Annotated in this window: 28 protein-coding genes; 20 read left to right on the top strand and 8 right to left on the bottom strand. The window is 65.8% G+C overall.

Annotation, left to right across the window (positions count from 1 at the left end; all coding sequences use genetic code 11):
* Positions 1 to 110 precede the first annotated feature (110 nt).
* The 4 genes from CFB34_RS29765 to CFB34_RS29750 form a co-directional block, all read right to left on the bottom strand.
* Positions 111 to 821 (bottom strand): terminase small subunit, encoded by a 711-nt coding sequence (locus tag CFB34_RS29765; protein ID WP_089440542.1) that lies wholly within the window; start codon positions 819 to 821, stop codon positions 111 to 113.
* Positions 818 to 1,087 carry a hypothetical protein gene (locus CFB34_RS29760; RefSeq protein ID WP_107313991.1) on the bottom strand — a complete coding sequence of 90 codons (270 nt, stop codon included), beginning with the start codon at positions 1,085 to 1,087 and terminating at the stop codon, positions 818 to 820. The genes CFB34_RS29765 and CFB34_RS29760 overlap by 4 nt, the downstream gene beginning before the upstream one ends.
* Before the next feature lie 260 nt (positions 1,088 to 1,347).
* Complete coding sequence (locus CFB34_RS29755; protein ID WP_218828631.1) at positions 1,348 to 3,903, bottom strand: phage/plasmid primase, P4 family; 2,556 nt, start codon at positions 3,901 to 3,903, stop codon at positions 1,348 to 1,350.
* A 178-nt stretch (positions 3,904 to 4,081) separates the two neighbouring features.
* The gene (locus tag CFB34_RS29750) at positions 4,082 to 4,300 is read right to left on the bottom strand and encodes a YdaS family helix-turn-helix protein (protein ID WP_089440544.1); all 219 of its coding nucleotides are present in this window, start codon (positions 4,298 to 4,300) and stop codon (positions 4,082 to 4,084) included.
* Between the two features lie 85 nt (positions 4,301 to 4,385).
* Here CFB34_RS29750 and CFB34_RS29745 point away from each other — a divergent pair, with 85 nt between their 5' ends.
* The 19 genes from CFB34_RS29745 (at position 4,386) to xth (ending at position 17,383) form a co-directional block, all read left to right on the top strand.
* Positions 4,386 to 5,243 carry an XRE family transcriptional regulator gene (locus tag CFB34_RS29745; protein ID WP_218828632.1) on the top strand — a complete coding sequence of 286 codons (858 nt, stop codon included), beginning with the start codon at positions 4,386 to 4,388 and terminating at the stop codon, positions 5,241 to 5,243.
* Between the two features lie 148 nt (positions 5,244 to 5,391).
* Positions 5,392 to 5,583 carry a hypothetical protein gene (locus CFB34_RS29740; protein WP_089440545.1) on the top strand — a complete coding sequence of 64 codons (192 nt, stop codon included), beginning with the start codon at positions 5,392 to 5,394 and terminating at the stop codon, positions 5,581 to 5,583.
* Positions 5,584 to 5,745: 162 nt separating this feature from the next.
* Positions 5,746 to 6,360: a hypothetical protein gene (locus tag CFB34_RS29735; protein WP_089440546.1), complete on the top strand. Its 615-nt coding sequence runs from the start codon at positions 5,746 to 5,748 to the stop codon at positions 6,358 to 6,360.
* On the top strand, positions 6,357 to 7,736 hold the full coding sequence (locus CFB34_RS29730; RefSeq protein WP_089440547.1) for a DUF2800 domain-containing protein: 1,380 nt from the start codon (positions 6,357 to 6,359) through the stop codon (positions 7,734 to 7,736). Before CFB34_RS29735 ends, CFB34_RS29730 begins: the two co-directional genes overlap by 4 nt.
* 27 nt (positions 7,737 to 7,763) lie before the next feature.
* Positions 7,764 to 8,369 (top strand): ssDNA-binding protein, encoded by a 606-nt coding sequence (locus CFB34_RS29725; protein ID WP_089440548.1) that lies wholly within the window; start codon positions 7,764 to 7,766, stop codon positions 8,367 to 8,369.
* 213 nt (positions 8,370 to 8,582) lie between these two features.
* Positions 8,583 to 9,140: an ead/Ea22-like family protein gene (locus tag CFB34_RS29720; RefSeq protein WP_179243641.1), complete on the top strand. Its 558-nt coding sequence runs from the start codon at positions 8,583 to 8,585 to the stop codon at positions 9,138 to 9,140.
* A complete protein-coding gene (locus tag CFB34_RS29715) occupies positions 9,137 to 9,484 on the top strand; it encodes a hypothetical protein (protein WP_089440549.1) in 348 nt (115 codons plus the stop codon). The genes CFB34_RS29720 and CFB34_RS29715 overlap by 4 nt, the downstream gene beginning before the upstream one ends.
* Complete coding sequence (locus tag CFB34_RS29710; protein ID WP_179243642.1) at positions 9,481 to 9,657, top strand: hypothetical protein; 177 nt, start codon at positions 9,481 to 9,483, stop codon at positions 9,655 to 9,657. The genes CFB34_RS29715 and CFB34_RS29710 overlap by 4 nt, the downstream gene beginning before the upstream one ends.
* Positions 9,654 to 10,034, top strand: a complete 381-nt coding sequence (locus tag CFB34_RS29705; RefSeq protein ID WP_089440550.1) for a hypothetical protein — start codon at positions 9,654 to 9,656, stop codon at positions 10,032 to 10,034. The genes CFB34_RS29710 and CFB34_RS29705 overlap by 4 nt, the downstream gene beginning before the upstream one ends.
* Positions 10,035 to 10,077: 43 nt before the next feature.
* A complete protein-coding gene (locus CFB34_RS29700; protein WP_089440551.1) occupies positions 10,078 to 10,944 on the top strand; it encodes a phosphoadenosine phosphosulfate reductase family protein in 867 nt (288 codons plus the stop codon).
* Complete coding sequence (locus CFB34_RS29695; RefSeq protein ID WP_179243643.1) at positions 10,941 to 13,070, top strand: DNA polymerase I; 2,130 nt, start codon at positions 10,941 to 10,943, stop codon at positions 13,068 to 13,070. The genes CFB34_RS29700 and CFB34_RS29695 overlap by 4 nt, the downstream gene beginning before the upstream one ends.
* A 2-nt stretch (positions 13,071 to 13,072) precedes the next feature.
* Positions 13,073 to 13,351 (top strand): hypothetical protein, encoded by a 279-nt coding sequence (locus CFB34_RS29690; protein ID WP_089440552.1) that lies wholly within the window; start codon positions 13,073 to 13,075, stop codon positions 13,349 to 13,351.
* A gap of 63 nt (positions 13,352 to 13,414) precedes the next feature.
* Entirely contained in the window at positions 13,415 to 13,729 is a 315-nt protein-coding gene (locus CFB34_RS29685; protein ID WP_089440553.1) for a hypothetical protein, read from the top strand.
* 8 nt (positions 13,730 to 13,737) lie between these two features.
* A complete protein-coding gene (locus CFB34_RS29680; protein ID WP_218828633.1) occupies positions 13,738 to 14,529 on the top strand; it encodes a VRR-NUC domain-containing protein in 792 nt (263 codons plus the stop codon).
* Positions 14,526 to 14,669, top strand: coding sequence for a hypothetical protein (locus tag CFB34_RS29675; RefSeq protein WP_179243644.1), 144 nt, complete (start codon positions 14,526 to 14,528; stop codon positions 14,667 to 14,669). The genes CFB34_RS29680 and CFB34_RS29675 overlap by 4 nt, the downstream gene beginning before the upstream one ends.
* Complete coding sequence (locus tag CFB34_RS29670) at positions 14,666 to 14,824, top strand: hypothetical protein (protein ID WP_218829647.1); 159 nt, start codon at positions 14,666 to 14,668, stop codon at positions 14,822 to 14,824. Before CFB34_RS29675 ends, CFB34_RS29670 begins: the two co-directional genes overlap by 4 nt.
* Entirely contained in the window at positions 14,821 to 16,281 is a 1,461-nt protein-coding gene (locus CFB34_RS29665; protein ID WP_089440555.1) for a DEAD/DEAH box helicase, read from the top strand. Before CFB34_RS29670 ends, CFB34_RS29665 begins: the two co-directional genes overlap by 4 nt.
* Before the next feature lie 24 nt (positions 16,282 to 16,305).
* Positions 16,306 to 16,521: a helix-turn-helix domain-containing protein gene (locus CFB34_RS29660; RefSeq protein WP_089440556.1), complete on the top strand. Its 216-nt coding sequence runs from the start codon at positions 16,306 to 16,308 to the stop codon at positions 16,519 to 16,521.
* 85 nt (positions 16,522 to 16,606) lie between these two features.
* Entirely contained in the window at positions 16,607 to 17,383 is a 777-nt protein-coding gene (gene xth, locus CFB34_RS29655; RefSeq protein ID WP_089440557.1) for an exodeoxyribonuclease III, read from the top strand.
* 23 nt (positions 17,384 to 17,406) lie between these two features.
* Here the strand turns inward: xth and CFB34_RS29650 are convergent, their stop codons facing one another.
* From CFB34_RS29650 to glnA, 4 genes are all read right to left on the bottom strand, one after another.
* Complete coding sequence (locus CFB34_RS29650; protein ID WP_089440558.1) at positions 17,407 to 19,521, bottom strand: prolyl oligopeptidase family serine peptidase; 2,115 nt, start codon at positions 19,519 to 19,521, stop codon at positions 17,407 to 17,409.
* Between the two features lie 89 nt (positions 19,522 to 19,610).
* Positions 19,611 to 21,128 carry a nitrogen regulation protein NR(I) gene (gene ntrC / locus CFB34_RS29645; protein WP_089440559.1) on the bottom strand — a complete coding sequence of 506 codons (1,518 nt, stop codon included), beginning with the start codon at positions 21,126 to 21,128 and terminating at the stop codon, positions 19,611 to 19,613.
* Between the two features lie 46 nt (positions 21,129 to 21,174).
* Positions 21,175 to 22,317 (bottom strand): nitrogen regulation protein NR(II), encoded by a 1,143-nt coding sequence (glnL, locus tag CFB34_RS29640; RefSeq protein ID WP_039364809.1) that lies wholly within the window; start codon positions 22,315 to 22,317, stop codon positions 21,175 to 21,177.
* A gap of 161 nt (positions 22,318 to 22,478) precedes the next feature.
* Entirely contained in the window at positions 22,479 to 23,894 is a 1,416-nt protein-coding gene (gene glnA / locus CFB34_RS29635; RefSeq protein WP_039364811.1) for a type I glutamate--ammonia ligase, read from the bottom strand.
* A gap of 404 nt (positions 23,895 to 24,298) precedes the next feature.
* Between glnA and CFB34_RS29630 the strand changes: the two genes are divergently transcribed.
* Positions 24,299 to 24,763 carry a rhodanese-like domain-containing protein gene (locus CFB34_RS29630; RefSeq protein WP_089440560.1) on the top strand — a complete coding sequence of 155 codons (465 nt, stop codon included), beginning with the start codon at positions 24,299 to 24,301 and terminating at the stop codon, positions 24,761 to 24,763.
* Positions 24,764 to 24,862: the final 99 nt, after the last annotated feature.

The raw sequence follows: 24,862 nt of genomic DNA, 5'->3' as shown, positions 1-24,862 counted from the left end.
TCGAAAAGGTAGCTAGGCGGGTAGCTACGCGACGTTTTCGCGTGTTGAGCGTTACGCAACGCCCGCCAGACAAGGCAATCCGGGATTCGTTTAGATCGCCGATGGGTATTTCAATTCGGTTTGCGGCCCGTCAGATCCTTCACGCGCACACGCGGCTTCGTCAGTTCGAGCTTGTCGTTCAGCATGCCGAGGTGGCGCATCAGCAGTTCGCCCATCGCCTTCTTGTCGTGCATCTTCACCTCGAGCCCGTCCTTCGTTCGCTTTACGCCCGCGTACAGGCTGCGCAGCTCGGGCGATAGGTCGCGCGTGTCCTTCACGAACACCTCGCCTTCGCCCTGGCCGAAACATTCCGGGCAGCCGTCGACAGGTGGCTTGCGCGGATCGAAGCCGATGCCGCCGCGCTCGTTGAAGATCAGCAACTCGGCGGGCAGCTCGGTTTCGTCCTGCTGCGCCTTCAACACGAACGCCGCGTGCTCACGCTTCGCGATCTCCATCTCGCCGGCGGTGAACTGGTAGCGATGGCCGAGCCCGTAGCAGTAGCGGCAGCACGTGCGGCGGTACTCGACGAGCCCGTTCGCGTCTGCGGTCAGCACGTGCCAGAGCTCACGCACGATGCGATCCTGGTCGATTTCGGTGCGCGCAGCGCGCTTCTGCATCGCCTCGGCGATTGCAGCTGCAACCCAAGTTTTCCCTAGCAACTGCGAGCCGATGCGGTCGGCATTCTTCTCGCTGTACCCGGCGCGGCGCGCGGCGGCGGCGGCGTTCAAATCCTTCAGGTACTCAGCGACGAACACGCGCTGTTTTGCGTTCAGCTTGCTCATGCGCGCACCACCCGCGCCAGAGGGTTCGAACGCAGCAACAGCGGCCTGCGCGGCGCGTCTTCGCGGCGCTTGCCAGTCTTCTCGCACCAGAGATCGAGGATCAGCTCGCCGCGCACGTGCGACGGCTCGCGCACTTCCTCGGTGTATGCACGCACGGCCGCCTCGCTGATCACGCCACGCAGTTCCCGCGCCACGTCTTTCGGCATGAGGTCGAGACGCCGCAGGTCAAACAGCACCTCGCGCCAATCAATTCCGCTTTGGGTCATGGTTTGCCCTTCCTTCATCGTTGACCGGAGCATTGTTCATCGCTTCGGTAAAGTCAAACTCGTAAATAAGTACAACTTAACAAGTAATTTTCAGCATGTTCCGGTTTGGGACGATAGGGACGATAAAACCCGATTTTTCCCTATCTTTTTGTTCTCTATATAGTGATAAAAAAGATAGTGAAAAAAGCCAAACTATCGTCCCTATCGTCCCAACTTCGGCCCCGCGTCCACCAACAACGTGCAAATTTCTGCGCGTTCACTCACGCGAGGTCACTGCCCTCGAAATCAACGTCATCGTTCACGCAAATTCCTGCAAATCCGCGCCCGCGAATCCCGTACGTGTTCTTAATCTGCGAAAAACCGCGCGCAGCAATGCGGCGTGCGAGCGCGCGCGAATTGGCAATAAATCGCAGTTCGCCCCGCTGCTCGGCGAACGTGCGCCAGGATCGCCACAAGTCCTCGTTCGTCGACGCGGCATCGCGGCCCACGCGACAGCGCTCGTCGATCCAGTCGGCGAGCAGATCCATGTCCGCCTTGTACGCATCGCGCGCCGCGGCGACACTCGACGTCGGCCGCAGGCCGTGCTGCTGATAGGCAAGCGCGCCGCGCACGCACCACGCGAGCACACCGGGCAGCTCAGCCGCAAGGCGCTCGGCGCGCGTCGGGTCTTTCTTGATCGTGGCGTCCCGGTCGAAATTTCGTTCGAACGGCACGAGCATCAGCCGCCGCCAGATCGCGTGATCGTCACCCTTCACAATCGGCCGGTGGTTGGTCGGCATGAAGGCGACCCACGTCGGCACGACCTCGATCGTCGTCTTCGACCAGAGGCCGCGCGCCGGGATCGGATCGCCGCCCGTCATCGCCTTGATCAGCCCCTCGCGCAGCTCGCTACCCTCGTCCGGCTCGCCAACATAGACGAAGCGCGCGCCACGCAGGCGCAGAAGATCCTCGCGGGCGGCGCCGGCCGCCGCACCCTGCCCGCCGCTGGCCGACAGGAACGTCTCGGCGCTCGCCGACTTCGCGTGCGCGCCGAGCGCGTCGCGGATCTTGCCGAGCACGGTCGACTTCCCGTTCGAGCCGACGCCGTGCGGGATCACGAGCAGATCCTCGCGCGGCGTGCCGAGCAACGAATAGCCGATGAGGCGCTGGAAGAACTCGACCTGCTCGTCGTCATCGAAAAATACGTCGCGCACCGTCTGCTCGAACAGCGGGCCCGCGGCGCGCGGGTCGTATTCGACCGGCGTCACGACGGTGATGCGGTGTTCCTTGTCCGGTGCCAGCAGCTCGCCGGTGCGCAGGTCGACGGCGCCATTCCCGACGCCGAGCAGGTGCGTGTGCTTGTCGAGCTCGGTGACGGGCACGACGACGCGCGGGTCGGACGCGGCCAGGCGGATCATGTTCGACACCATCGCGGCTTTCTGGCACGCGGCGCAGAACTTGAAGAACTCGATCCGTTCCTCGGCCGTCTGCAGCTCCTCGGCCTCGTCCACCAGCGCGCGGATCGTTTCCTTCGCCATGTTCTCGAGCTCGACCTGCACGGCGCGGCGCCAGTAGACGCCCGTCCACGCGTACCAGGCTTCGAGCTCGGGCACGTACATCAGGCCCGCACCGAAGCGATCGAGCATGCGCTCGGCGTTACCGAACTCGGTGCGCGCACGATAGCCCTTCGGCGGCTCGTCGTTCTGCTTCTTTTTCCCGGCGAGCGGCGGCTTCGCCGGCGGATCCGACTGAACGAGGATCACCTCGTCGTCATCGAGCGGCGCATCGTCGCGGAACTCGACCACCGGCTCGGCCGCGCGCGGCGCGCCGACAGCGATCGCCTCGACGCGGGCGGCGACCTCGAAGTCATCTTCGATCGGTTCCTGCCAGCCGTGCGCGCGCGCCAGGTGCAGCACCGTGCGGCCGGTGATCGGCGCGCGCTCGTCGCTCGACGTCTTGCCGATGTGTGGCCACACGCGCTCGTCGAGGAACTGCGGGTTGTACTTGCTCGACCGCGCCGAGAACGCGTGCGCAAGCGCGAGGCCGTCGTCGCTGCCGCGCGCCGCGTGGTGGATCGCGAACACGACGTTGCGCCACTCCTCATAGTCGAGCTCGGCGTCACCAGCGTTCGGAATCATGTCGAGCGCCGACTTCAACGTTTCGAGCTCGACCGGCACGTCGACCGCGCCGGGCATCACGATCTCTTCGCGCTCGACGCGCGGCACGTCGGCGCTCGTCGGCCAATCCATCTCAGCCGCGAACGCCTTCGGCATGTCGTCGAGCTCGAACGAATCGAGCGGCACCGACTTGCCAGCCAGCGGCAGCACGAACATGTTGCCGAAACCATCGGTCGGCACGCTGTTCTGTTTCGGGAAGATCTCGACCTGGCCTGCGGCCACGCCCTTGACGCCGTCGCGCAGCTCGCACGCGGCGAGCGCGTCGCGCAGCAGGCACCGCACGCTGTACGCGTCCTGCGGCTCGTCCCACAGCAAGTAGATGTGCAGCCCTGCTCCGCCGGACGACCGGAACGGGATCGGCCGCATGCCCCGAGCCTCGAGCGCGGCCATCACGCGCAGCGCCGCAGCCTGCATGTCGTACCACGACGTCTCGCCCTTGTGCGAATCCAGGTCGAGGCACGCGACGCGCGTCGTCGACGCGCCGGGCTCTATCTGCGCCGCACCGTAGGCCGGCCCACCGTTCACGTGATGCGCAAGGCGCTCGGCAGTCAGCGGCTTGCGAATGTGCGACGGCGGCCCATCACGCTTTACCCAGCAGTGCGAAGTGACGACGCGCGAAACGATCGGCGCGAGCGCCGCGACCAGAGTCTCATTGTTCATATGAATATGCGCAGATCCGCGCGAAGATGGTATGTCGGCGGGTGCTCGCGATACCGACCCAATTAGCTGATTCGGATGCGTTTTGCATGGACGAATACCCACACAGGCAACACGGGTATTCCCGTATGTGCCTGATTTTTCGGTTAATGTTCGGCCCGTGTTAGGTCTTACCTGACACTTAGACGGGCAGTCCGTCGCGGGGATTGGGGTACAGCGCCGGTGCGATTTGGTGCGGCGTGAACTTCCATTTCGTCAGCTCGGCCAGGCGCAAGACGCGCGGTTCGGGCACGCGGCCTTTCTCGATCCACTCGTAGATCGAGATTCGCGAGATGCCGAACGCGGTCGCGACCGCGGTCGCACCGCCGGCCTCGGTTACTGCGTCCTTGATGAGTGACACGTTGCCCCCGTTCGATGTCAGGTAATGCTGTACATGGTAGTTATGCGCCGCTGTACAGTCAACTGAAAGATAGGAGATTGTCGTGATGACCGAAGCTGAACACATTGGCACCCGCATCCGCGCGCTGCGCACTGCGAAGAAGCTGACGCTGCAGCAGGTCGCCGACACCTTCGGGATCTCGCGCGCATCCGTGTCCGAATGGGAAAGTGGGCGCTCGAAGCCGGACGCCAACAAGCTGGCGAAACTCGCCGAGCTGCTCGAAACGTCGGTGATCTACCTGCTCGAAGGGGACACTTCTGTGCCGACGAGCACCGGCCCGTCGTTTGTTGACTCCGCAACCGTCCATGCGCGTCCACGCGGCGGCGTGCTCGGAGGCGCAGCGAGCGGCGCAGCGCTCGGAGCTCTTGGCGGCGGCCCGGTGGGCGTGGTTGTTGGCGGCCTACTCGGCGCGGGCGCGTCCGGTGCATCTAGCGCTTGGAAATGGGTGAAAAACAAGATTGACGAACCTGAAAGCAACATTACAGAATGGCCAGTCGGAAAGCTGCCCCTCATTTCGTGGGTGCAAGCTGGAGACTGGAGCGAGATAGTGGATAACTTTCAACCGGGGGACGCCGAGGACTGGATCGCGTGTCCGTTCCCGAGCGGCCGGCACGGCTTTGTGCTGCGCGTCGTCGGCGACAGCATGTTCAACCCCGCCGGCGACCTTTCGTTCCGCGACGGTGATTTCATCAGCGTGAACCCCGAGCACGATGCGCGGCATCGTAGCCTGGTCATTGCGCGCCGCGACCGCGAAAAGGCGACGTTCAAGCAGCTGCTGCTCGACGAAAGCGACGGCCCGATGCTGCACGCGCTCAATCCGAACTGGCCGACGCGCTATATCCCGTTCGACAAGACGACCGAAATTATCGGCGTCGTCACCGGCCAGTGGCGCCCGCTCGTGTAAGCCGCCCCACCCTGCCAAACCAATACCCGCCGCGAGCGGGTATTTTTTCGCGCGTTGTGTACAGCGTCACTTGACATTCAAGTACAGCGTCGCCTACGATTCGTGTACAGTGTAACCTGACACACCACCTGCCGAATCGGAGATTGCAATGTGCGACGAAACGACAGCGGATCTGATCCGCTGGATTGAAACCCATCATCTGCCCGAACGCGTGATCGACAACGGCGACGGCACGCTGACCGTGGCGTGCGAAGTGGTCGCCGCCGACAACAGCGTGTCGATCGAGCGCTCGACGATCCCGGCCACGCGCAGCGCCTCCCGCGACTGGCTCGGCTACTGAAATGGCAATCGTCTGGTTCGGCCTCGCGGTAGCCGCTGCGGCGGCTGTCCTGCTGGTCGACGGTATCCGCCACATTAACGCCGACGAACACCACCGGCACTGACCGACTTCGCATTACCCGCCGCGGCCCTTGAGCCGCACAACCGTTAAGGAGTGCTTTACATGTCTCTCGAACAGGCCATCGCCGAAAACACCGCGGCGATCAAGGAACTCACTGCCGCACTGATCGCATCCGGCGCCCTGCAAACCGCGCAGGCAAGCGCCGCGCTTCATTCCTCGCCCGGCGTGCAGGCAGTCGCGACTGCACAGCGCCAGCTGAAGGAGAAGGAAGCCGACGCAGCAAAAAAGCAGACGTCGGGCACGGCAGCGGATGCACCTGCCGCCGATGCCTCGGGCTCCGCGCAGACCGCGACCGAATCGAAGCCGTCTGGCGCGACGTCTGCACCGACTCCCGCGAAATCCAACGACGTGCCGCCGAGCGGCGAGCTCAAGCCGTGGGCTGACAAGACGGCCGAGATTTACGCCGAGCTGAAGGACGCCGAGCCGACGCTGGAGAACGTGAAGCGCCTGATCGTGTTCGGTATCAACCAGAAGATCCCGGGCGACGGCCGCGCGATCGCCGAGGCCGTGCTCGCTCGCTTCGGCGCGAACGCTGTCAGCGAGAAGCCCGGCAAGAAGGGGCTGAGCGAAGACCAGTATGCGGACGTGTTCGCGTACGGCCTGCGCGTGCTCGCCGGCGAGCTCGACCCGCGCGAGTCGGAACAGGCGGACGCATGAACAAGACCGCGATTGCGGCCGTCGTCGAGGATCAGGAGCACGCGCTCCTGTCCCCGTCGTCGGCCTATACCTGGATCGAGTGCGCGGCGTCGACCGCTGCGCAGATCGGCCAGCCGGACGAATCGAGCGAGTACGCGGACGAAGGCACCGCCGCGCACGAGCTCGCGAAGTGGTGCCTCAACGCTGACGAGGACGCCGAGCAGCACATCGGCACGGTGATCCCGGTCGGCACGGTGATGCGCCGCGACGAGGAATCGGGCGAAGCGATCACCGAGCCGCGCCGCACATTTGAAGTCGACGAGGAAATGGCCGGCTTCGTGCAGTTGTACGTCGACGGCGTGCGCGAGCGTGTCGAGGCCCTGCGCCTCGCCGGCGCCGAGGTGACGCTGCTCGTCGAACAACGGCTGTCGATCGAGCACATCACGGGCGAGCGCGGCGCGAAGGGCACGAGCGATTGCGTGATCATCGCCGTATGGCCGGACGGCCGCGCCGAGATCGAGGTGCGTGACCTGAAGTACGGGCGCGGCGTCGCGGTGCAGGCCGAGCGTAACTACCAGGCCATGATCTACGCCGACGCAGCGCACGAGGAACACAGCGCGTTCTACGACTTCGACCGCATCAACATCGTGATCCACCAGCCACGCGTGAGCGAGAAGCCGAGCGAGTGGGCGATCACGCCGGCCGAGCTGCACGCGTGGATCTCCGAAACCGCGAAGCCAGCGGCCGGCCGCGCGCTGCTGTACGTCGACAGCGTCGAGCTCGCACCGCTCAGCCCGAGCGACTTCAACCCGGGCGAAAAGCAGTGCCAGTTCTGCAAGGCCAAGGCCGTGTGCCCGGCGCTCGCCGCGCACGTCGAGGCGACGATCGGCGCCGACTTCGAGGTACTGGCGGATTTCGCGACGCTCGGACAGGTGAGCAACGCACCTAACCCGGCCGACCCGCAATTGCTCACAAATGAACGCCTCGGCCTGATCTACGCGTCGCTCGACCTGATCGACTCGTGGGGCAAGGCCGTGCGCGGCCGCATCGAGCACGAGCTGCTGCAGGCCCGCGCGGTACCGGGCGTCAAGCTCGTGGCCGGCCGCCGCGGCGCGCGCCAGTGGAACGAGCCCGAAGCCGCCGAGACGCTGCTGAAGTCGATGCGCCTGAAGCAAGACCAGATGTACAACTTCAAGCTCATCAGCCCCACGCAAGCCGACAAGCTGCTGCGCAACGAATCGCCGCGACGCTGGAAGAAGGTCGAGGCCCTGATCGTGCAGCGCGACGGCCGCCCGTCCGTGGCGCCGGACTCCGACCCGCGCCCCGCCCTCGAAATCCAACCGCCCGAAGACGACTTCGAAGTCGCGACCGTCGACGACGGCAGCGACCTCGCGTAACCCCATTCCACCGAAGGAGCATTACCCATGAAAGTCAAGCTCAACAACGTCCGAATCGCCTTCATCAACAACCTTCGCACGGCGGGCGAGTTCGAGGCCGGTGACGGAAAGTACCGCTACAGCGCGACGTTCCTCATCCCGAAGGGCAGCGCGCACGACAAGGCGATCGAGGACGCGATCAAGGCGGTTGCTATCGAAGGATGGGCCAAGAAGGCCGACGCGATGCTCGAAAGCATTCGCGGCAACGCGAACAAGTTCTGCTACCAGAACGGTGACCTGAAGGACTTCGACGGCTTCGAAGACCACATGTACATCGCCGCGCACCGCAAGCGCGACGACGGCCGCCCGCTGCTGCTCGACAACGTGCTGGATCCCGAAACGCAGAAGATCGCACGGCTCGTCGACTCGAATGGCGAATGGCTGCCGGGCAAGGAAGGCCGCATTTACGCTGGCTGCTACGTGAACGCGACGATCGACATCTACGCGCAGACGAAGACGAACCCGGGCATCCGCTGCGGCCTGCAGGGCGTGCAGTTCCATGCCGCCGGCGACAGCTTCTCGGGCGCGAGCCGCGGCAACGAAGACGACTTCGACGCCGCCGCGCCGGAAGAAACCGAGGACGAGCTCGGCTAATTGCAGCCCCGGGCCTCGCGCCCGGGTGCCTCTGATAAGCGGGGCGCTCGTCTCCAGCCGTGGCCGGCGCCATGGCACACCACCCTTTCTCGCTACCCGTCGCCGCCCGCAGGTCAGCCGCACGGCGACGGCATGCGCAAACCGCGAGCGCTGAAATCAGACAGCGGAAAGATCGGGACGCCGGACCTTCGGACTACTTATCAGGAGATTGCAATGCAACAGCAACCGGATCAAGCGCCCACGCCGGCCGCAAAGTGGCGAGCCGCCGGCGAGTCCGACCCGCACGGGTCGCAATACGACTGCGAGCGCTCGAAGCTGACGCTCGGTCGGCTCACCGACGACGAGCTCGCTAACGCAGTCTTTCTGCACGATCACCGGAGCCTCAATGTTGAGGCGATCCTCCGCGGCGAGCCGTCGTCGATTGCGTTGCTCACGGCGGCGAAGGAGCGTATCCGCTGGTTGTCTCGCGCGCTCGAAGCGACCGGCACGACATCGCAAGCCGCACGCGATGTGCTCGCTGAGCGCCGCCGTCAGGTCGACGTCGAAGGCTTCACGCCTGCGCACGACGACGAATACCTCGATGGCGAACTCGCGGTGGCCGGCGGCTCGTACGCGCTGCATGCGTTCGACCGACGCATCGCGCTCACGCCTGCGTGGTGGCCGTGGCAGCGCGCCTGGTGGAAGCCCGCCCCGCCGCGCCAGATGCTCGTGAAGGCCGGCGCGCTGATCCTCGCCGCGATCGAACAGATCGACCGCCGCGCCGCGAAATGAGCCTGATCCTGCCGCGCCGGCGCGTGCACATCCGCTGCAGTCGGGAGAAGTGCAAGCGGCGCTACACGCTGCCGAAGCACCCCGACGAGTACGCACGCGGATGGAGGTGCGCCGGCTGCGGTGGGACGAAGTTTCGTGAGATCAAGAATTTCCCGAAGGAACACGGCGCGACCGAGTGCCAGTGCGGCGCGTTCATCTGGACGGGCTCGACCGGTCGCTACGAATGCACGAAGCACCGCCGCGGCACGGTCGGCTGCTTTTTCCGGCGCAACGGGGAGGAACGCCGGCCAGGCGATCCCGACTATCTGGATCCGAACTACCAACCCGACGAGGTGAGCGCATGAGCACCGAAGGTGAAGTGACGATGCTGATCATCGACGGCAGCGTGTCGCGCATGTCCGACGAGGAACAAACCGCGTTCCGTACCGCGTGCGAACTGATCCGCACGACCGTTGAAGCGTACGGCTTGCCCGGTTTGCTCGCACTTACCTACGTCACGCTCGAGGCGAACCAATGAACACGCAGCAATCGCTCGATCTGCGCGGCGGCCATCACGCCGGCCCGCTGTTCGTGCCCGTGAAGCGCCGCGCGCCGCTGATCACCTCGGGCCTGATGGCAGGCAAACGCCGGCGCGCACGCGAGCGTCGCGCGACCCCGCCGTGGCTGTCGTCGCTGCAGCGTCTCGCGATCAACTCGCTCTACCTGCTCGCGGCCACGGCAACGCGCGTTACCGGCGAGCAGTACGTCGTCGATCACATCGTGCCGCTCGACGGGAAGCTGGTGTGCGGGCTACACGTGCACTGGAACATGCGCGTCACGCACTGGCGCGAGAACGCGGTGAAAGCCTGGCACACGTGGCCGGATATGCCTTTCGAACAGATCACCCTCTTCTAACAACCTATCGGTTGTATTCGACAAAAACAGCCCGGAGCTTGTAATGGTGCAAAAGAAACGTCTTCGCGTGTCGGTGTCCGGCGGCCGCACGTCTGCTTTGATGGCGGGGCTCATCAAGGAAAATTTTTCTCCCGACGAGTGGGATATTCGGTACGTGTTCGCGAACACGACCAGTGAACACCCGGACACATACCGATTCCTGCGCGCGGTGGACGAGCATTTCGGCCTGAACCTAACGCTGCTCGAAGCCGTCGTGCACCCAGGCACCCGCAAATCATGCACGCACCGTGTCGTCACGTGGGACACGCTGCGCACGAACAACGAAGCATTTAAGGAAGTGGTCGCCAAGTACGGCATCCCGAACCAGACGTTCAAACTCTGCACCCGCGAACTGAAGACCAACCCGATGGAGTGGTGGTCTGAATCCATCGGATGGAAAGCCGGCAGCTACTACACTGCCATCGGTATTCGGGCGGATGAAACGCGCCGCGTCTCTGCGCGCGCTGCTGCGCAGAAGTTGATCTACCCGCTCGTCGACATTTGGCCGACCGACAAGCCGATGGTGCTCGACTATTTCGAACCGTTCGAATGGGATTTAGCGATCCCTGAGCACCAGGGCAACTGCAAGACGTGCCACAAGAAGTCGAAGCGGAAGCTGCAGCTCGTCTATCAGGAGACGCCCGAGGCGTTCGAATTCCCGATCTTCATCGAGCGCAACTACAGCCACGTCGGCCCGAACAACGTGCCGGGCCCGCGCAAGCAATTTCGCGGCTACACCTCGGCAACCGAGCTCATTGCGGAATTCCAGGCAGCCGGTCGCATCCCGATGTCGGCGGTCGAGGACGGAGGCTGCTCGGAATCGTGCGAGGTGTACGAGACGGAAGAACTGGAAGGAGCAGACCTCGCATGAAGCTCTGGCTCGACACTGAAACTTTCAGCCCTACCCCGCTGAACCACGGCACGCACCGATACGCCGAGCGCGTCGAGATCATGATCTGGACATGGGCTGTCGACGACGGACCGGTTGGCACGTGGGACGTGACCACCGGCGCGCCGATGCCGGCCGAGCTCGACGCGGCGATCGACGCGGCCGACGAATACTGGTGGCAGAACGGCGGCATGTTCGATCGCGTCGTGCTGAAGCACGCGGCGCCCGAGATCTACGCGCGCATGCCCGAGCACAAGTGGCGCGACACGATGGTGCAGGCGTACGCGCACGGCCTGCCCGGCAAGCTCGCCCTGCTCTGCGAGATCTTCAACATCCCGACCGACCAGGCGAAGGACAAGGAAGGCGCGGCGCTGATCCAGCTGTTCTGCAAGCCGCGGCCCGCGTACAGCGAACTGCGCCGCGCCACGCGCGAGACGCACCCCGAGCAGTGGGCGAAGTTCCTCACGTACGCGGGCGCCGACATCACCGCCGAGCGCGCTGTGCACAATGCGATGCCGCGCTGGAACTACCCAAACAACGCGACCGAGCTCGCGCTCTGGCATCAGGATCAGCGCATCAACATGCGCGGCATGCAGATGGACGTCGAGCTGGCCGAGGCCGCGGTGCGCACCATCGATCGCGCACAGAAGGATCTCGCCGCGCGCACGGTCGAGCTGACCGACGGCGAAGTCGCGAAGGCCACGCAGCGCGACAAGCTGCTCGCGCACCTGCTCGCCGAGTACGGCGTCGACCTGCCCGACATGAAGAAGTCGACGCTCGAGCGCCGCATCAACGATCCGGATCTGCCGGACGCGCTGCGCGAACTGCTCGCGATTCGGCTCGAAGCGACGATGACGAGCTCGTCGAAATACAAAACGCTGCTGCGCGGCGTGTCGGCCGACGGCCGCCTGCGCGGCCTGATGCAGTTTTGTGGCGCGCAGCGCACGGGCCGCGTCGCGCACCGGCTGTTCCAGCCCGGCAACATGCCCCGCCCCGACGTCGGCCTGATGGCGCGCGAGCTCGGCGCCGCGAGGTTCTCAGACGGCGACGCCGAGCGTTACACCGAGCTCGGGATCGAAGCGCTGAAATCCGGCTGCGCGGATCTCGTGTTCGAGAACGTGATCGGTCTGACCGCAAACGTCGTGCGCGGCACGATCATCGCGCCGAACGGCAAGCGCCTGTACGTGTCCGACCTGTCGAACATCGAAGGCCGCGACGCGGCGTGGCTCGCCGGAGAAAAGTGGAAGCTGCAGGCGTTCCGCGACTACGACGCAGGCACCGGGCCCGACCTGTACAAGCTCGCATACGCGCGCTCGTTCGGCGTCGACATCGCGGAGGTGACGAAGGAACGCCGCCAGCTCGGCAAGGTGCAGGAGCTGGCGCTCGCGTACGAGGGTGGCGTCGGCGCGTTCGTCACGTTCACCATGACCTACAAAATGGATCTCGACGACATCCGCGCGGCCGTGTTCGCGGCGCTCGACACTGTTGACCCCGAGATCGTGCGCGGCGCGCGCGGCATGTGGGATTGGGCCGTGAAGAAGCGCCGCACGCTCGGCCTGCCGCAAGACGTGTTCATCGCCTGCGACATCCTGAAGCGCGCGTGGCGTGCTGCGCACCCGCAGATCTCGAGCTATTGGGGCGAGTTGCGCGACGCGGCGATCCTCGCGATCAGCTCACCGGGCAAGACCGTGCACGCGCGGCGCGTGATCATGCGGCGCGACGGCGAGTGGCTGCGCGTGCAGCTGCCGAGCAAGCGCCAGCTCTGCTACCTCGCGCCGCGCGTGAGCGACGACGGCGAGATCAGTTACATGGGCGTGAACCAGTACACGCGGAAGTGGCAGCGCACGAAAACGTACGGCGGCAAGATCTTCGAGAACCTGTGCCAGGCCGTCGCGCGCGACGTGCTGTTCTACAACGCCCCCGCAGTCGAGGCGGCCGGCTACGACATTGTGCTGTCCATCCACGACGAGCTGATTACAGAAGCGCCTGACACCGACGACTACTCGGCCGACGAGCTGTCGAGCCTGATCGCGACCCCGCCGGCATGGGCCGAGGGTATGCCGCTCGCGGCGGCAGGCTTTTCCGCATACCGCTACAAGAAGGATTGACCATGGGCGAGATTGCAGACGACCACCTCGACCGGATGTTCGATCGCATGTTCGACGACGAGGACAGCTTTTTCACGCGGCGGGCGCCCTACCGGCCGGGCTTCGACCGCACGTGCGAGCGGTGCGGCAAGGCCGGGTTGAAGTGGCGCGAGGACGACACGGGCTGGCGTCTGTACGAGCGCGAGCGCGGCGAGCACAACCGCCTCGTGCGGCACGAATGCAATCCGCCGTCGGAAGACGATTTCGACGTGATCGACCCCGCCGAAAATAATCACTGTTAGGCATTGCTGTACGTTCGTGTTAGGTGTAATGTACAGCATTACCTAACATGAACGGAGCACCACATGACGCCCGCCCCGAAGACGTTCAAGGTTTCAGGTACGAACGGCTCACTATCCATCGAAGCGCAGCAACTGGCGACCTTCGCCCACTACATCAACCAGCAGCAGTTCCGGTTCGTCGTCACGCAATTGCCGAACGAAGCAACGCCTTCGCTCACACATCGCGCTAGCGGCCTGCGCGTGATGAAAATTTCCCTGACGGCGATTCAAGCAGCGCGCGGCGACTACAAGGCCGCAGCGGTCAGCGAACTGAAGCGCGTTATCGAACACGTCGGCGAAGCGCGGCTTGCGTCGTCACTCCGTTCAGCGGAAGCGTGAGGCCGGTCATGCTCGAAAAGACCGTCGAAACCTACCTCGTCGACCGCGTCCGCGCAGCGGGCGGCGACGCCTACAAATTCAGCAGCCCGGCGCGCGTGAGCGTGCCCGACCGCATCGTCATCTTCCCGCCGGCGCGCGTCTATTTCGTCGAACTCAAGCGGCCCGGCGGCAAGCCGACGAAGGGCCAGGTACGCGAGCACGAGCGCCTGCGCGCGCTCGGCTGCGACGTGCGCGTGATCGACAGCCGCGAAGCCGTCGACGCGTTCGTGCGCGAGGCCGTCGACGCGACGCCCGCGCCATACCTGCACGTCTACGAATACCCGTCACCGTTTGGCGGCACGCACCGAGAGTTCGAACCGGTAACCGTGAACGGTGTACGTCCGGCGCGCACCGTGCCGCTGTACACAAAGCCGCAGCCTGCAGCGACGCCAGCGCTTTGCGACAGAATCGTATGCACGCGAGAAGGACGTTGCGCGCGTGATGATGCTGCCACCTGGCGGAAATGCCCCCGCGCAGCGCAGCGTGAACCGCGTGTGGTGGGCGAGCGGGCGGCGTTCGAGGCGATGCAAGGTGCCGCGCTGTTCCTAGTCAGCAACCACACCGTCACGTACGTCCCGGTCGATGGGGTGCACCGCAATCGAACGTGGGTAGCGCAGCAGCTGCTCGATCTCGTCGACGCGGCGAAGGCCCGTGCTCCATCGCTCAATGCAGCGGGCCATTGCAGCGAAGGTGATGACTGCGTCTGTGGCGGCAACCTGCCGCGCGTCCGGGAAGGTTGCGCAAATTGGGTGAAGCCATGAAAGCCGCGATCTATTCCCTCGCCTGCGTCGGCGCGATCGTCATGGTGCTGGCGCTCGCCGGCGCGGTCGGCATCGGCAACTTCCGTCTCTACTACGGCCTGACCGCCGTCGAGTGCTACGCGGCGGGGTACGGCGCGTGATGCAGACGATCAAGCCGCGCGCGCGGCCGCTCGGCACGGGCTTCTGGTACGTGACCGACCGCCGCGGCATTACCGCTTTCGACACGACGCTCGACGGTGCGCTCGCGCTGTACTTCCGCTGCGTGCTGCACGTCACGACGGAGCCGCGCCGATGACCACCCGCCGCGTATTCACGCCTTGGAAGTACCAGAGCCTCATCATCGAGCACGAACAGGAGATCGAGCGTTCGAACGTGTGGGCCGGCATGGGCCTCGGCAAGACCGGCAGCACGCTCACGGCGCTGGAATCGCTCTACCACTTCGGGATCGAGACGATGCCGACGCTCGTCTGCGCGCCGCTGCGAGTGGCTCAGTCGACCTGGCCGGACGAGTGCGAGAAGTGGGAGCACCTGTCCGGCATGGAAGTTGTGCCGATCCTCGGCGATGCCGGCCGTCGCGCAATGCAGCTGCGCCGCGACGCGCCCGTGTTCTCGATCAACTACGAAAACCTGCCGTGGCTGATCGACTGGTTCAAGCACAACCCGCGACCGTGGCCATTCGGCACGGTCGTGGCCGACGAGTCGACGAAGCTGAAATCGACGCGCGTGTCGAACCAGCGCAGCACCAAGGGCAAGGAATTCGTGAAGAAGTCCGGCGGCAGCGTGCGCGGCCGCGCGCTCGCCGAAGTCGCGCACACGAAAGTGCACCGGTGGGTGAACCTGACCGGCACGCCGTCGCCGAACGGGCTGCAGGATCTCTGGGGCCAGCAGTGGTTCGTCGACGGCGGCCAGCGGCTCGGGCGCAGCTACTCGGCGTTCGAGGAACGCTGGTTCCAATCGGTACCGAACGGTAGCGGCTACCACCAGACGCGCCCGCTGCCGCACGCGCAGCCGCAGATTCAGGAAGCGCTCGCCGACTGCACGATCTCGCTCGACCCTGCCGACTGGTTCGACCTTGACGACCCGATCGTGCGCCCGGTCTACGTCGAGTTGCCGGCGGCCGCGCGGCGGCTGTACCGCGACATGGAACGGCAGATGTTCATGGAGATCGACGACAGCCCGATCGAGGCCATGAACGCAGCGAGCAAGACGATGAAGTGCCTGCAGCTCGCGAACGGCGCCGTCTACAAGCAAGAGGACGACGGCCGCGACACTGCGCCGTGGCACGAGGTGCACGACCTGAAACTGCAGGCGCTCGAGGAAATCGTCGAGGAAGCCGCCGGCATGCCGGTGCTCGTCGCGTACCACTTCAAGTCGGATCTCGCGCGGCTGCAGCGCGCTTTCCCGCGCGGCCGCCAACTCGACCATAACCCGCAGACGATCCGCGACTGGAACGCCGGAAAGATCCCGGTGATGTTCGCGCACCCGGCCAGCGCCGGCCACGGCCTGAACCTGCAGGACGGCGGCAACATCCTCGCGATCTTCGGCCACTGGTGGAACCTTGAAGAGTACATGCAGATCGTCGAGCGGATCGGGCCCGTACGCCAGCTGCAGGCCGGGCACCGCCGCCCCGTTTTCATCTACCCGATCATCGCGCGCGACACGATCGACGAGGACGTCGTCGAGCGCCGCGAAACGAAGCGTGCCGTGCAGGACATCCTGCTCGACGCCATGAAACGCCGCGCGGCTCGCTGACGCGCGCAGACAAGGAGCACCGCCATGCACACGCCCTTCCAATCCCCACCGGCCCCGACGCCGCCCGTGAAGCTGTACCGCGTCGCCGAGGTTTCGAAGATGCTCGGCGTCTGCCGGGCCACCGTCTACAATCTGGTGCGCGACGGCAAGCTCACGCTCGTGAAGATCGGCAAGCGTTCGAGCGGCATCACGTCCGACAGTTTGGCTGCGCTTGTGTCGCGCCCGAACAACACAAAATGAATCGGGTAGCTAGATGGGTAGTCAAAACCGCTTTTCAGCTACCCATCGCCAGCAAACCCACGCCAGATAAGGCGAAGAGGATTTAATGAAGATTGCCACCTGGAACGTCAACTCGCTCAACGTCCGCAAGCAGCACGTGCTCGACTGGCTCGCGCAAAGCGGAACCGACGTGCTGTGCCTGCAGGAACTGAAGCTGCCGGACGAGAAATTCCCGCGCGCCGATCTCGAGGCGGTCGGCTACCGCAGCTGGTTCACCGGCCAGAAGACCTACAACGGCGTCGCGATCCTCGCGCGCGACACGCTCGCCGTCGACGAATCGGACATCGTGCGCAACATTCCGGGCTTCGACGACCCGCAGCAGCGCGTGGTCGCCGCGACGGTCGACGGCATCCGCATCGTGTCCGCGTATTTCCCGAACGGCCAGGCGCCCGACTCCGACAAGTTCGTCTACAAGATGCAATGGCTCGACGCGCTGCAGGCATGGCTGCGCACCGAGCTGCAGCGCTACCCGAAGCTCGCGCTGCTCGGCGACTACAACATCGCGCCGGAAGACCGCGACGTGCACGACCCGGCGAAATGGGAAGGCCAGAACCTCGTGTCGCCGCAGGAGCGCGCCCACTTCGCGCAACTGATCGAGCTCGGCTTCGTCGACGCGTTCCGCCGCTTCGAACAGCCGGAGAAGACCTTCACGTGGTGGGACTACCGGATGATGGCGTTCCGCCGCAACGCGGGGCTGCGCATCGACCACGTGCTGCTGTCGCCGACGCTGGCCGAGACCTGCACGTCGTGCGAAGTCGATCGCACGCCGCGCACGTGGGAGCAGCCGTCCGACCACACGCCCGTCGTCGCGGTCGTCGGCTGATCTCCCGCGCAGCCCGCGCGCGTTCAACGCCGCGCGGGCGCCGGCCCGAGATGGGCCCACAGGAACCCGAATTCGGCCGCATCGGCCTCCGCGCGTTCCAGATCGTCGGCGCTGCCGTGGCCGCCGTCGGTGTTCTCCCAGTACCACACCCGTTCATGACCGAGCGCATGCATGCGCGCAGCCATCTTGCGTGCATGCGCGGGATGCACGCGGTCGTCGCGCGTCGACGTCGTCAGCAGCAGCGGCGGATACGCGACGCCTTCGCGCACGCGGTGATACGGCGAGTACGCGGCCAGCGCCGCACCTTCGTGCGGATCGTCCGGGTCGCCGTATTCGTCGAGCCATGCGGCACCTGCGTGCAGCTTCGGATAGCGCCGCATGTCGAGCAGCGGCACACGGCAGAGCACCGCGCCGAACAACTCCGGCCGCTGCACCATGCACGCGGCGACCAGCAGCCCGCCGTTGCTGCCGCCTTCGATGCCGAGCTGCGCGGCGGTCGTCACGCCGGTGGCGGCCAGATCCTCGGCCACCGCGATGAAATCGTCGAACGAACGCTGGCGGTGTTCGCGCTGCGCATCGACGTGCCAGCGCGGCCCGAACTCGCCGCCGCCGCGGATGTGCGCGAACGCCATCACGCCGCCGCGCTCGAGCCACCCGATACCGAACGCATCGCTGTAGCCCGGCAGGTTCGGAATCGCGAAGCCGCCATAGCCCGACAGCAGGCACGGCCGCGCGACACGTGCGGCGCCGTCGGCCACGTCGAGTGCATCGCGCGGCCCGATCAGCGTGTACGGCACCGTCGTGCCGTCTTGCGAGCGCGCGCTCGCGCGGCGTACGACGAGCCCGGCCGCGTCGAACTGCACCGGCGGCCGGTCGAGCAGCACGCGGCGCGACGGCGCATCGTCCGCGCGATCCGCAAGGTCGGCCAGCCAGCATTCGGGCGGATCGAGACAGGTGTCGACATCCACGTAAATCTCGTCGTTCAGCGTCGACTCGACCGGCTCGACGTCGATCTGTGCATCGCCCGGCCCTGGCCACTCGAACGGCCGCGCATCCCACGTCCACGTACCGTCGTCGGCCTGGCTCGGCTGCCACAGCATCGTGCGGTTGTGCACGTCGTCGAGCCAGCTCGCGATCAGCGTCGTGCGCGTGTGCGTCCACGTGCACGCTGATGTCGACGGTTGCGGCGCGAACAGCGTCGTGAATTCGCGCGACCCGGCGAGGAACGCCTGCTCGCGGATCGCGAGCAGCGAACCGCCCGCATGGCGCACGCCGTCACACTCCCAGTCGAGGCGCGGCTCCAGCATGAGCCAGCCTTCCCAGAACCCGACCTCGACATGGGTCGGCACGTCGTAGCGCGCCCACTCGCCCACCTCCGTCAAGCGGTACGCATGTGCGTCGAAAAAATCGACGCTGCGCCACGCGACGTGACGGTTGTCGATCGGATCGAACCCCGCACCCGCGCTGATGTCGTCGGGTTCGCCGCGGAAGACGACGGGCGCATCGGCCAGCGCCGTGCCGCGCACCCAGCGCCGCGCTTCATACGGATAGCCGGCCGCGGTCGCATGCGCTTCGCCGCGATCCCAGCTCACGTAGACGCTATCGCGATCGATCCAGCCGATCGTGTGATGTCCCGGCTCGTCGATCGTGAAACCGACGTCGACGAAACGGCGTTCGACGAGATCGAATTCGCGCACGACGACCGCATCGGCGCCGCCCGGTGACAGCGACAGCAGCGCGCGATCGCCGTCCGGGTACAGGATCGCGTCCTGCTCGAACACCCACGACTCGCCCTCCTCCGCGCCGAGCGCGTCGACGTCGAGCAGCGTTTCCCACGCCGGCTTTCCCGCGCGCCAGTCGTCCCAGCGCGTGCGGCGCCACAGCCCCTTCGGATGAAGATCGTCCTGCCACAGGTCGTAGGCCCAGTCGCGCCAGCGGGTCGGAATCACCGGGCGCTCGCGCGGCAGGTACGCTTTGGCGAGGCGCGCCGTCAGCGCGCGATACGCGTCGTCGTCACGCAGCGCGGCGCGCGTGCGCGCATTCTGCTCGTCGACCCACGTGCGGGCGCGCTTGCTGTCGAGCGCTTCGAGGAAACGGAACGGGTCGGCCCCGGCGGGCCAGCGGAAGGAATCGGACATTGAGAATGGGCGGAATGGCAAACGGCATGCAAACCGCGATTATGTCCGATCGCGGCATGCGCGATGCCCGCGCATGCCGCGAATCGTGCTCAGGGCTCCAGATGGAGTTCCTGGATCTTGCGCGTGATCGTGTTGCGGCCGATGCCGAGCCGCTCCGCGGCCTCGACCTTGCGGCCGCGCGTGAAGTCGAGCGCCTCGCGGATCACGGCCGCCTCGAAGCGGCGCGCGAGTTCGTCCATCACGTCGGCCGAGTTCTCGCGCAACAGCCGTGCTACTTCGGTACGCAGGCCGTGCTCCCAGACCGGATAGCCAGCCGGCGCGCCGCCATTCGGTGCGGCCGCGACGGGCGCGGACACCGCCGGCAGCGCACCGGTCGCCGGTTGCGCGAGCGCAGCCTCGCCACCGTTGCCGTGCGCATCCGCACCGTCGCCCGCCGCAGCGACCGGCGCACCGGCCGGCACGAGGTCGGGCGGCAGGTCCTTGATCTCGACCGTCTGCGCGGGTGCCATCACGGTCAGCCAGTTCGCGAGGTTCTCGAGCTGGCGCACGTTGCCGGGAAACGCCAGCGACGTCAGGTAAGCCAGCGCTTCGTCGGACACGCGCTTCGGCTCGACGCCGAGATCGCGCGCGCTCTTCTGCAGGAAGTGGCGCGTAAGCAGCGCGATGTCCTCGCTGCGCTCGCGCAGCGGCGGCAGGCGCAGCCGGATCACGTTGAGCCGGTGGTAAAGGTCCTCGCGGAACAGCCCCTGCCGCACGCGCGATTCGAGATTCTGGTGCGTCGCGGCGATCACGCGCACGTTCGCGCGCAGCGGGTTGTGGCCACCGACCCGATAGAACTGCCCGTCCGACAGCACGCGCAACAGGCGCGTCTGCAGGTCGAACGGCATGTCGCCGATTTCGTCGAGGAACAGCGTGCCGTTCTCGGCCTGCTCGAAGCGGCCCTGCCGCGTCGTCTGCGCGCCGGTGAACGCGCCGCGCTCGTGGCCGAACAGCTCGGATTCGAGCAGGTCCTTCGGAATCGCCGCGGTGTTCAGCGCGATGAACGGCCCGTTCGCACGCGGGCTGTGACGGTGCAGCGCACGCGCGACGAGCTCCTTGCCGGTGCCCGATTCGCCAGTGATCAGCACGGTCGCGGCCGAGTGCGACAGGCGGCCGATCGCGCGAAACATGTCCTGCATCGCGGGCGCCTGGCCGAGCATCTCGGGCGCCTCGGCCACGCGCTCGTCCTGCGGCGCGCCGCCGCGCAGGCTTTCTTCCACCGCGCGGCGAATCAGTTCGACCGCCTTGTCGACGTCGAACGGCTTCGCGAGATATTCGAACGCGCCGCCCTGGAACGCCGCGACGGCGCTGTCGAGATCGGAGAACGCCGTCATGATGATGACGGGCAGGCCCGGCAGGCGCTCGTGCATCGCCTGCAGCAACTCGAGGCCCGAGCCGCCCGGCATCCGGATGTCGGATACGAGCACCTGCGGGGTCTCGTGGTCGAGCGCGGCCAGCGCGTCACGCACGTTCGCGAAACTCTTCGTCGCGAAGCTGTCCCGGGCGAGCGCCTTTTCGAGCACCCAGCGGATCGATTGGTCGTCGTCTACTATCCAGATCGGCTTCATAGGTCGGTCAGATATGGGTAAATCCGGTGAATCGCCATGCCGCCGCTCAATGGTCGAGCGGCAGCAGGATCTGAAATTCGGTACGTCCGGGCCGGCTTTCGACCTCGATCATCCCGTCATGCTGCTGCACGAACGTCTGCGCGAGCGTGAGGCCGAGGCCGCTGCCGTCGTCGCGCCCGGACACGAGCGGGTAGAAGATCCGGTCGCGGATTTCCTCCGGAATGCCGGGCCCGTTGTCGATCACGTGCAAGTCCAGTGCCAGCCGGTACAGGCGCTTCGCGATCGTCACCTTGCGCGCGATGCGCGTGCGCAGCTCGATCTTCGCGTCGCCCTGCGCGATGCGTTCGCGCAGCGCCTGCGCGGCGTTGCGCACGATGTTGAGCAGCGCCTGGATCAGTTGCTCCTTGTCGCCGCGCAGGTCCGGCACGCTCACGTCGTAGTCGCGCTCGATCGTGAGCCCGCGCGGGAATTCCGCGAGCATCACCGCGCGCACGCGTTCGCATACTTCATGAATGTTCACGTCGCCGACGATGTGCGGGTGCCGATGCGGCTCCAGCAACCGGTCGACGAGCGTCTGCAGGCGGTCGGACTCCTTGATGATCACCTGCGTGTATTCGCGCAACTCGCCGCGCTCGCGCTCGCCGAGCTCGAATTCGAGCAGCTGGGCTGCGCCGCGAATGCCGCCGAGCGGGTTCTTGATCTCGTGCGCGAGGTTGCGGATCAGTTGCTTGTTGACCGCGGTCAGGTCGTGGATCCGTTCCTCGCGATCGGTGCGCGACTGCCGCTCGTTCTCGAACAGCTCGACGAGCACGAAATCGGGCGCGGTCTCGAGAAAGCCGACGATCGCATGCACATGCAGCGGTTCGCGGCCGGGCCGGTCGAGCACGGTATCGAGGTGCGTCGCGTGAAAGCGTTCCTCGCCGATCGCGGTGATCGTCGATGCCAGCTCGTTCGCATTCGGAAAAATCTCGCCCCACGGCCGCTGCGCGAGCTGCCGGCGCGAGATGTCGAGCATCGCCTCGGCAGACGGATTCGCGAACGCGATCCGCAGCGTCTTGCGGTCGAGCACGATCACGACCGTCGGCAGCGCTTCCAGCCCCGCCAGCAGGCCCGAGCGGGCGAGCCGCTCGTCGTCCGTCAGTCGCTCGGGCTGCCCCGTTTTCGCCTTGATCAGATTCTTCAGAACCATCTGCGTGCTTGTCGCGCCTCAACGGGCCAGAAAAGGAAAAATCACCGGAACAAAAAAGGGACGGCTCGACGCCGCCCCTTTCAGACTCCGCCGTTCCCGCCGCAGGCCGCGCGACGGGAACGAACCGGCATGACGGCGCTGAATCGAAGCGCCATCGCCGATTAGAGCGAGTAGTACATCTCGAACTCGATCGGGTGCGTCGTCATGCGGAACTTCGCCAGCTCCTGCTCCTTCAGCGCGAGGTACGCGTCGAGCATGCCGTCCGTGAACACGCCGCCACGGGTCAGGAACTCGCGATCCTTGTCGAGCGCTTCGATTGCCTGGTCGAGGCCCGCGCAGACGGTCGGGATCTTTGCATCCTCTTCCGGCGGCAGGTCGTACAGGTTCTTGTCCGCGGCCTCGCCCGGATGGATCTTGTTCTGGATCCCGTCGAGGCCGGCCATCATCAGTGCCGAGAACAGCAGGTACGGGTTCGCCATCGGATCCGGGAAGCGCGTTTCGATACGGCGGCCCTTCGGGTTCGACACGTGCGGAATGCGGATCGATGCCGAACGGTTGCGTGCCGAGTAGGCGAGCTTGACCGGTGCTTCGAAGTGCGGGACCAGACGCTTGTACGAGTTCGTCGTCGGGTTCGTGATCGCGTTCAGGGCACGGGCGTGCTTGATGATGCCGCCGATGTAGAACAGCGCCAGTTCCGACAGGCCGGCGTAGCCGTTGCCCGCGAACAGGTTCTGGCCGTCCTTCCAGATCGACTGGTGAACGTGCATGCCCGAACCGTTGTCGCCGACGACCGGCTTCGGCATGAAGGTTGCCGTCTTGCCGTACGAGTGCGCGACGTTATGGATGATGTACTTCGACCATTGCGTCCAGTCGGCGCGCTGAACCAGCGTCGAGAACTTCGTGCCGATTTCGTTCTGGCCCTGGCCCGCCACTTCGTGGTGGTGCACTTCGACCGGGATGCCGAGCTGTTCGAGCAGCAGGCACATTTCCGAACGCATGTCCTGGAACGTGTCGACCGGCGCGACCGGGAAGTAGCCGCCCTTCGTGCCCGGACGGTGACCCGTGTTGCCGCCTTCGAATTCCTTGCCGGCCGACCACGGTGCTTCTTCCGAGTTGATCTTCACGAAGCAGCCCGACATGTCCGTGTTCCACTGGACCGAGTCGAAAATGAAGAATTCCGGTTCCGGACCGAAGTAGGCCGTGTCGCCGATGCCCGTGCTCTTCAGGTACGCTTCCGCGCGCTTCGCGAGCGAACGCGGATCGCGCTCGTAGCCCTTGCCGTCGGCCGGCTCGACCACGTCGCAGGTCAGCACCAGGGTCGACTCTTCATAGAACGGGTCGATGAAGGCAGCGGTCGGGTCCGGCATGAGCAGCATGTCCGACGCCTCGATGCCCTTCCAGCCCGCGATCGACGAGCCGTCGAATGCATGGCCGCTTTCGAACTTGTCTTCGTCAAACGCCGAAACCGGCACCGACACGTGCTGTTCCTTGCCGCGCGTATCCGTGAAGCGGAAATCGACAAACTTGACGTCCTCGTCCTTCACGAGCTGCATGACGTCGGCGACGGTTTTACTCATAACCTCTTCTCCTGATTGAACAATTCCGGCGGACTGGGAACCGCCTCGTTTATCGAGCTGACCGGGGTCTTGCTTTGGCGCAGCGCGCCCCGATTTGACCGAATTCTATAAAGCAGCTTCCGTGCCACCTATGCGCGAGCTGGGCGCGAATCGCGCCGGCGCTCGTCGCGACGGGGCTGTGCTGCGCAATTCCGGGGCTCCGCCGCGCACCGCCCTCAAACCGGAAGCACCTACATGGTGCAATCATCGCAGTGCGCCCTAGTCGCCGAATCAACTTGGTGCATGCGCGCCATTCTGCACTCTTTTGGTGAGCGCGTGTGGGGGCGCGCACTGCCCCCTACGCGGACATCCGTGCCGCGACGCCGCGCTAGAATGTTCGTTTGACCGATAGGAGACTCCCTGCCATGAGTACGCTCGACCAGCTTTACGCGAAGGCCGACGAACGCCGCGCACAAGCCGCGCTCAACTACGCCGGGGCGCTGCTGCCGGCCGAGGCCTTCGAACTGCTGCAACTCGATCCGTCGGCGCGCCTCGTCGACGTGCGCACCCGCGCCGAACTCGACTGGATCGGCCGCCCGCTCGTCGGCGACGGCCAGTACCTGCACCTCGAATGGACGCGCTACCCGGGCGGCGTGCCGAACGCCGAATTCATCAACGAGCTGAAGGCGGCCCTCCCGGCCGATACGCCCATCCTGTTCCTGTGCCGCAGCGCCGCGCGCTCGAAGCTCGCCGCGATCGCCTCCACGCAGGCCGGCTTCACGAAGGCCTTCGACCTGCTCGAAGGCTTCGAGGGCGCGAAGGACGCCGAAGGCCACCGCAAGACGGTCGAAGGCTGGTGCTTCCGGAAACTGCCGTGGATCGGCGCCTGACGGCACGCCGCTCCCGCCGGTTGCGACGACCCCATCGTCGAGCCGGGCGATGACATGCCGATGACGGGCCGCGTTGCGCGGCCCGTGGTTTTTGCGTGC

Origin of the sequence: Burkholderia sp. HI4860, assembly GCF_002223045.2 — a bacterium.
Lineage (GTDB): Bacteria > Pseudomonadota > Gammaproteobacteria > Burkholderiales > Burkholderiaceae > Burkholderia.
This window is presented reverse-complemented; position numbering and strand designations above follow the sequence as displayed.

Coding starts and splice junctions, on each gene's coding strand:
- CFB34_RS29665 (WP_089440555.1), top strand. CDS start 14,821: ATGACCACCCGCCGCGTATTCACGCCTTGGAAGTACCAGAGCCTCATC.
- glnA (WP_039364811.1), bottom strand. CDS start 23,894: ATGAGTAAAACCGTCGCCGACGTCATGCAGCTCGTGAAGGACGAGGAC.
- CFB34_RS29745 (WP_218828632.1), top strand. CDS start 4,386: ATGACCGAAGCTGAACACATTGGCACCCGCATCCGCGCGCTGCGCACT.
- CFB34_RS29700 (WP_089440551.1), top strand. CDS start 10,078: ATGGTGCAAAAGAAACGTCTTCGCGTGTCGGTGTCCGGCGGCCGCACG.
- CFB34_RS29760 (WP_107313991.1), bottom strand. CDS start 1,087: ATGACCCAAAGCGGAATTGATTGGCGCGAGGTGCTGTTTGACCTGCGG.
- CFB34_RS29705 (WP_089440550.1), top strand. CDS start 9,654: ATGAACACGCAGCAATCGCTCGATCTGCGCGGCGGCCATCACGCCGGC.
- CFB34_RS29710 (WP_179243642.1), top strand. CDS start 9,481: ATGAGCACCGAAGGTGAAGTGACGATGCTGATCATCGACGGCAGCGTG.
- CFB34_RS29720 (WP_179243641.1), top strand. CDS start 8,583: ATGCAACAGCAACCGGATCAAGCGCCCACGCCGGCCGCAAAGTGGCGA.
- CFB34_RS29630 (WP_089440560.1), top strand. CDS start 24,299: ATGAGTACGCTCGACCAGCTTTACGCGAAGGCCGACGAACGCCGCGCA.
- CFB34_RS29680 (WP_218828633.1), top strand. CDS start 13,738: ATGCTCGAAAAGACCGTCGAAACCTACCTCGTCGACCGCGTCCGCGCA.
- CFB34_RS29730 (WP_089440547.1), top strand. CDS start 6,357: ATGAACAAGACCGCGATTGCGGCCGTCGTCGAGGATCAGGAGCACGCG.
- ntrC (WP_089440559.1), bottom strand. CDS start 21,128: ATGAAGCCGATCTGGATAGTAGACGACGACCAATCGATCCGCTGGGTG.
- xth (WP_089440557.1), top strand. CDS start 16,607: ATGAAGATTGCCACCTGGAACGTCAACTCGCTCAACGTCCGCAAGCAG.
- CFB34_RS29740 (WP_089440545.1), top strand. CDS start 5,392: ATGTGCGACGAAACGACAGCGGATCTGATCCGCTGGATTGAAACCCAT.
- CFB34_RS29675 (WP_179243644.1), top strand. CDS start 14,526: ATGAAAGCCGCGATCTATTCCCTCGCCTGCGTCGGCGCGATCGTCATG.
- CFB34_RS29765 (WP_089440542.1), bottom strand. CDS start 821: ATGAGCAAGCTGAACGCAAAACAGCGCGTGTTCGTCGCTGAGTACCTG.
- CFB34_RS29755 (WP_218828631.1), bottom strand. CDS start 3,903: ATGAACAATGAGACTCTGGTCGCGGCGCTCGCGCCGATCGTTTCGCGC.
- CFB34_RS29685 (WP_089440553.1), top strand. CDS start 13,415: ATGACGCCCGCCCCGAAGACGTTCAAGGTTTCAGGTACGAACGGCTCA.
- CFB34_RS29725 (WP_089440548.1), top strand. CDS start 7,764: ATGAAAGTCAAGCTCAACAACGTCCGAATCGCCTTCATCAACAACCTT.
- CFB34_RS29695 (WP_179243643.1), top strand. CDS start 10,941: ATGAAGCTCTGGCTCGACACTGAAACTTTCAGCCCTACCCCGCTGAAC.
- CFB34_RS29735 (WP_089440546.1), top strand. CDS start 5,746: ATGTCTCTCGAACAGGCCATCGCCGAAAACACCGCGGCGATCAAGGAA.
- CFB34_RS29715 (WP_089440549.1), top strand. CDS start 9,137: ATGAGCCTGATCCTGCCGCGCCGGCGCGTGCACATCCGCTGCAGTCGG.
- glnL (WP_039364809.1), bottom strand. CDS start 22,317: ATGGTTCTGAAGAATCTGATCAAGGCGAAAACGGGGCAGCCCGAGCGA.
- CFB34_RS29690 (WP_089440552.1), top strand. CDS start 13,073: ATGGGCGAGATTGCAGACGACCACCTCGACCGGATGTTCGATCGCATG.
- CFB34_RS29650 (WP_089440558.1), bottom strand. CDS start 19,521: ATGTCCGATTCCTTCCGCTGGCCCGCCGGGGCCGACCCGTTCCGTTTC.
- CFB34_RS29660 (WP_089440556.1), top strand. CDS start 16,306: ATGCACACGCCCTTCCAATCCCCACCGGCCCCGACGCCGCCCGTGAAG.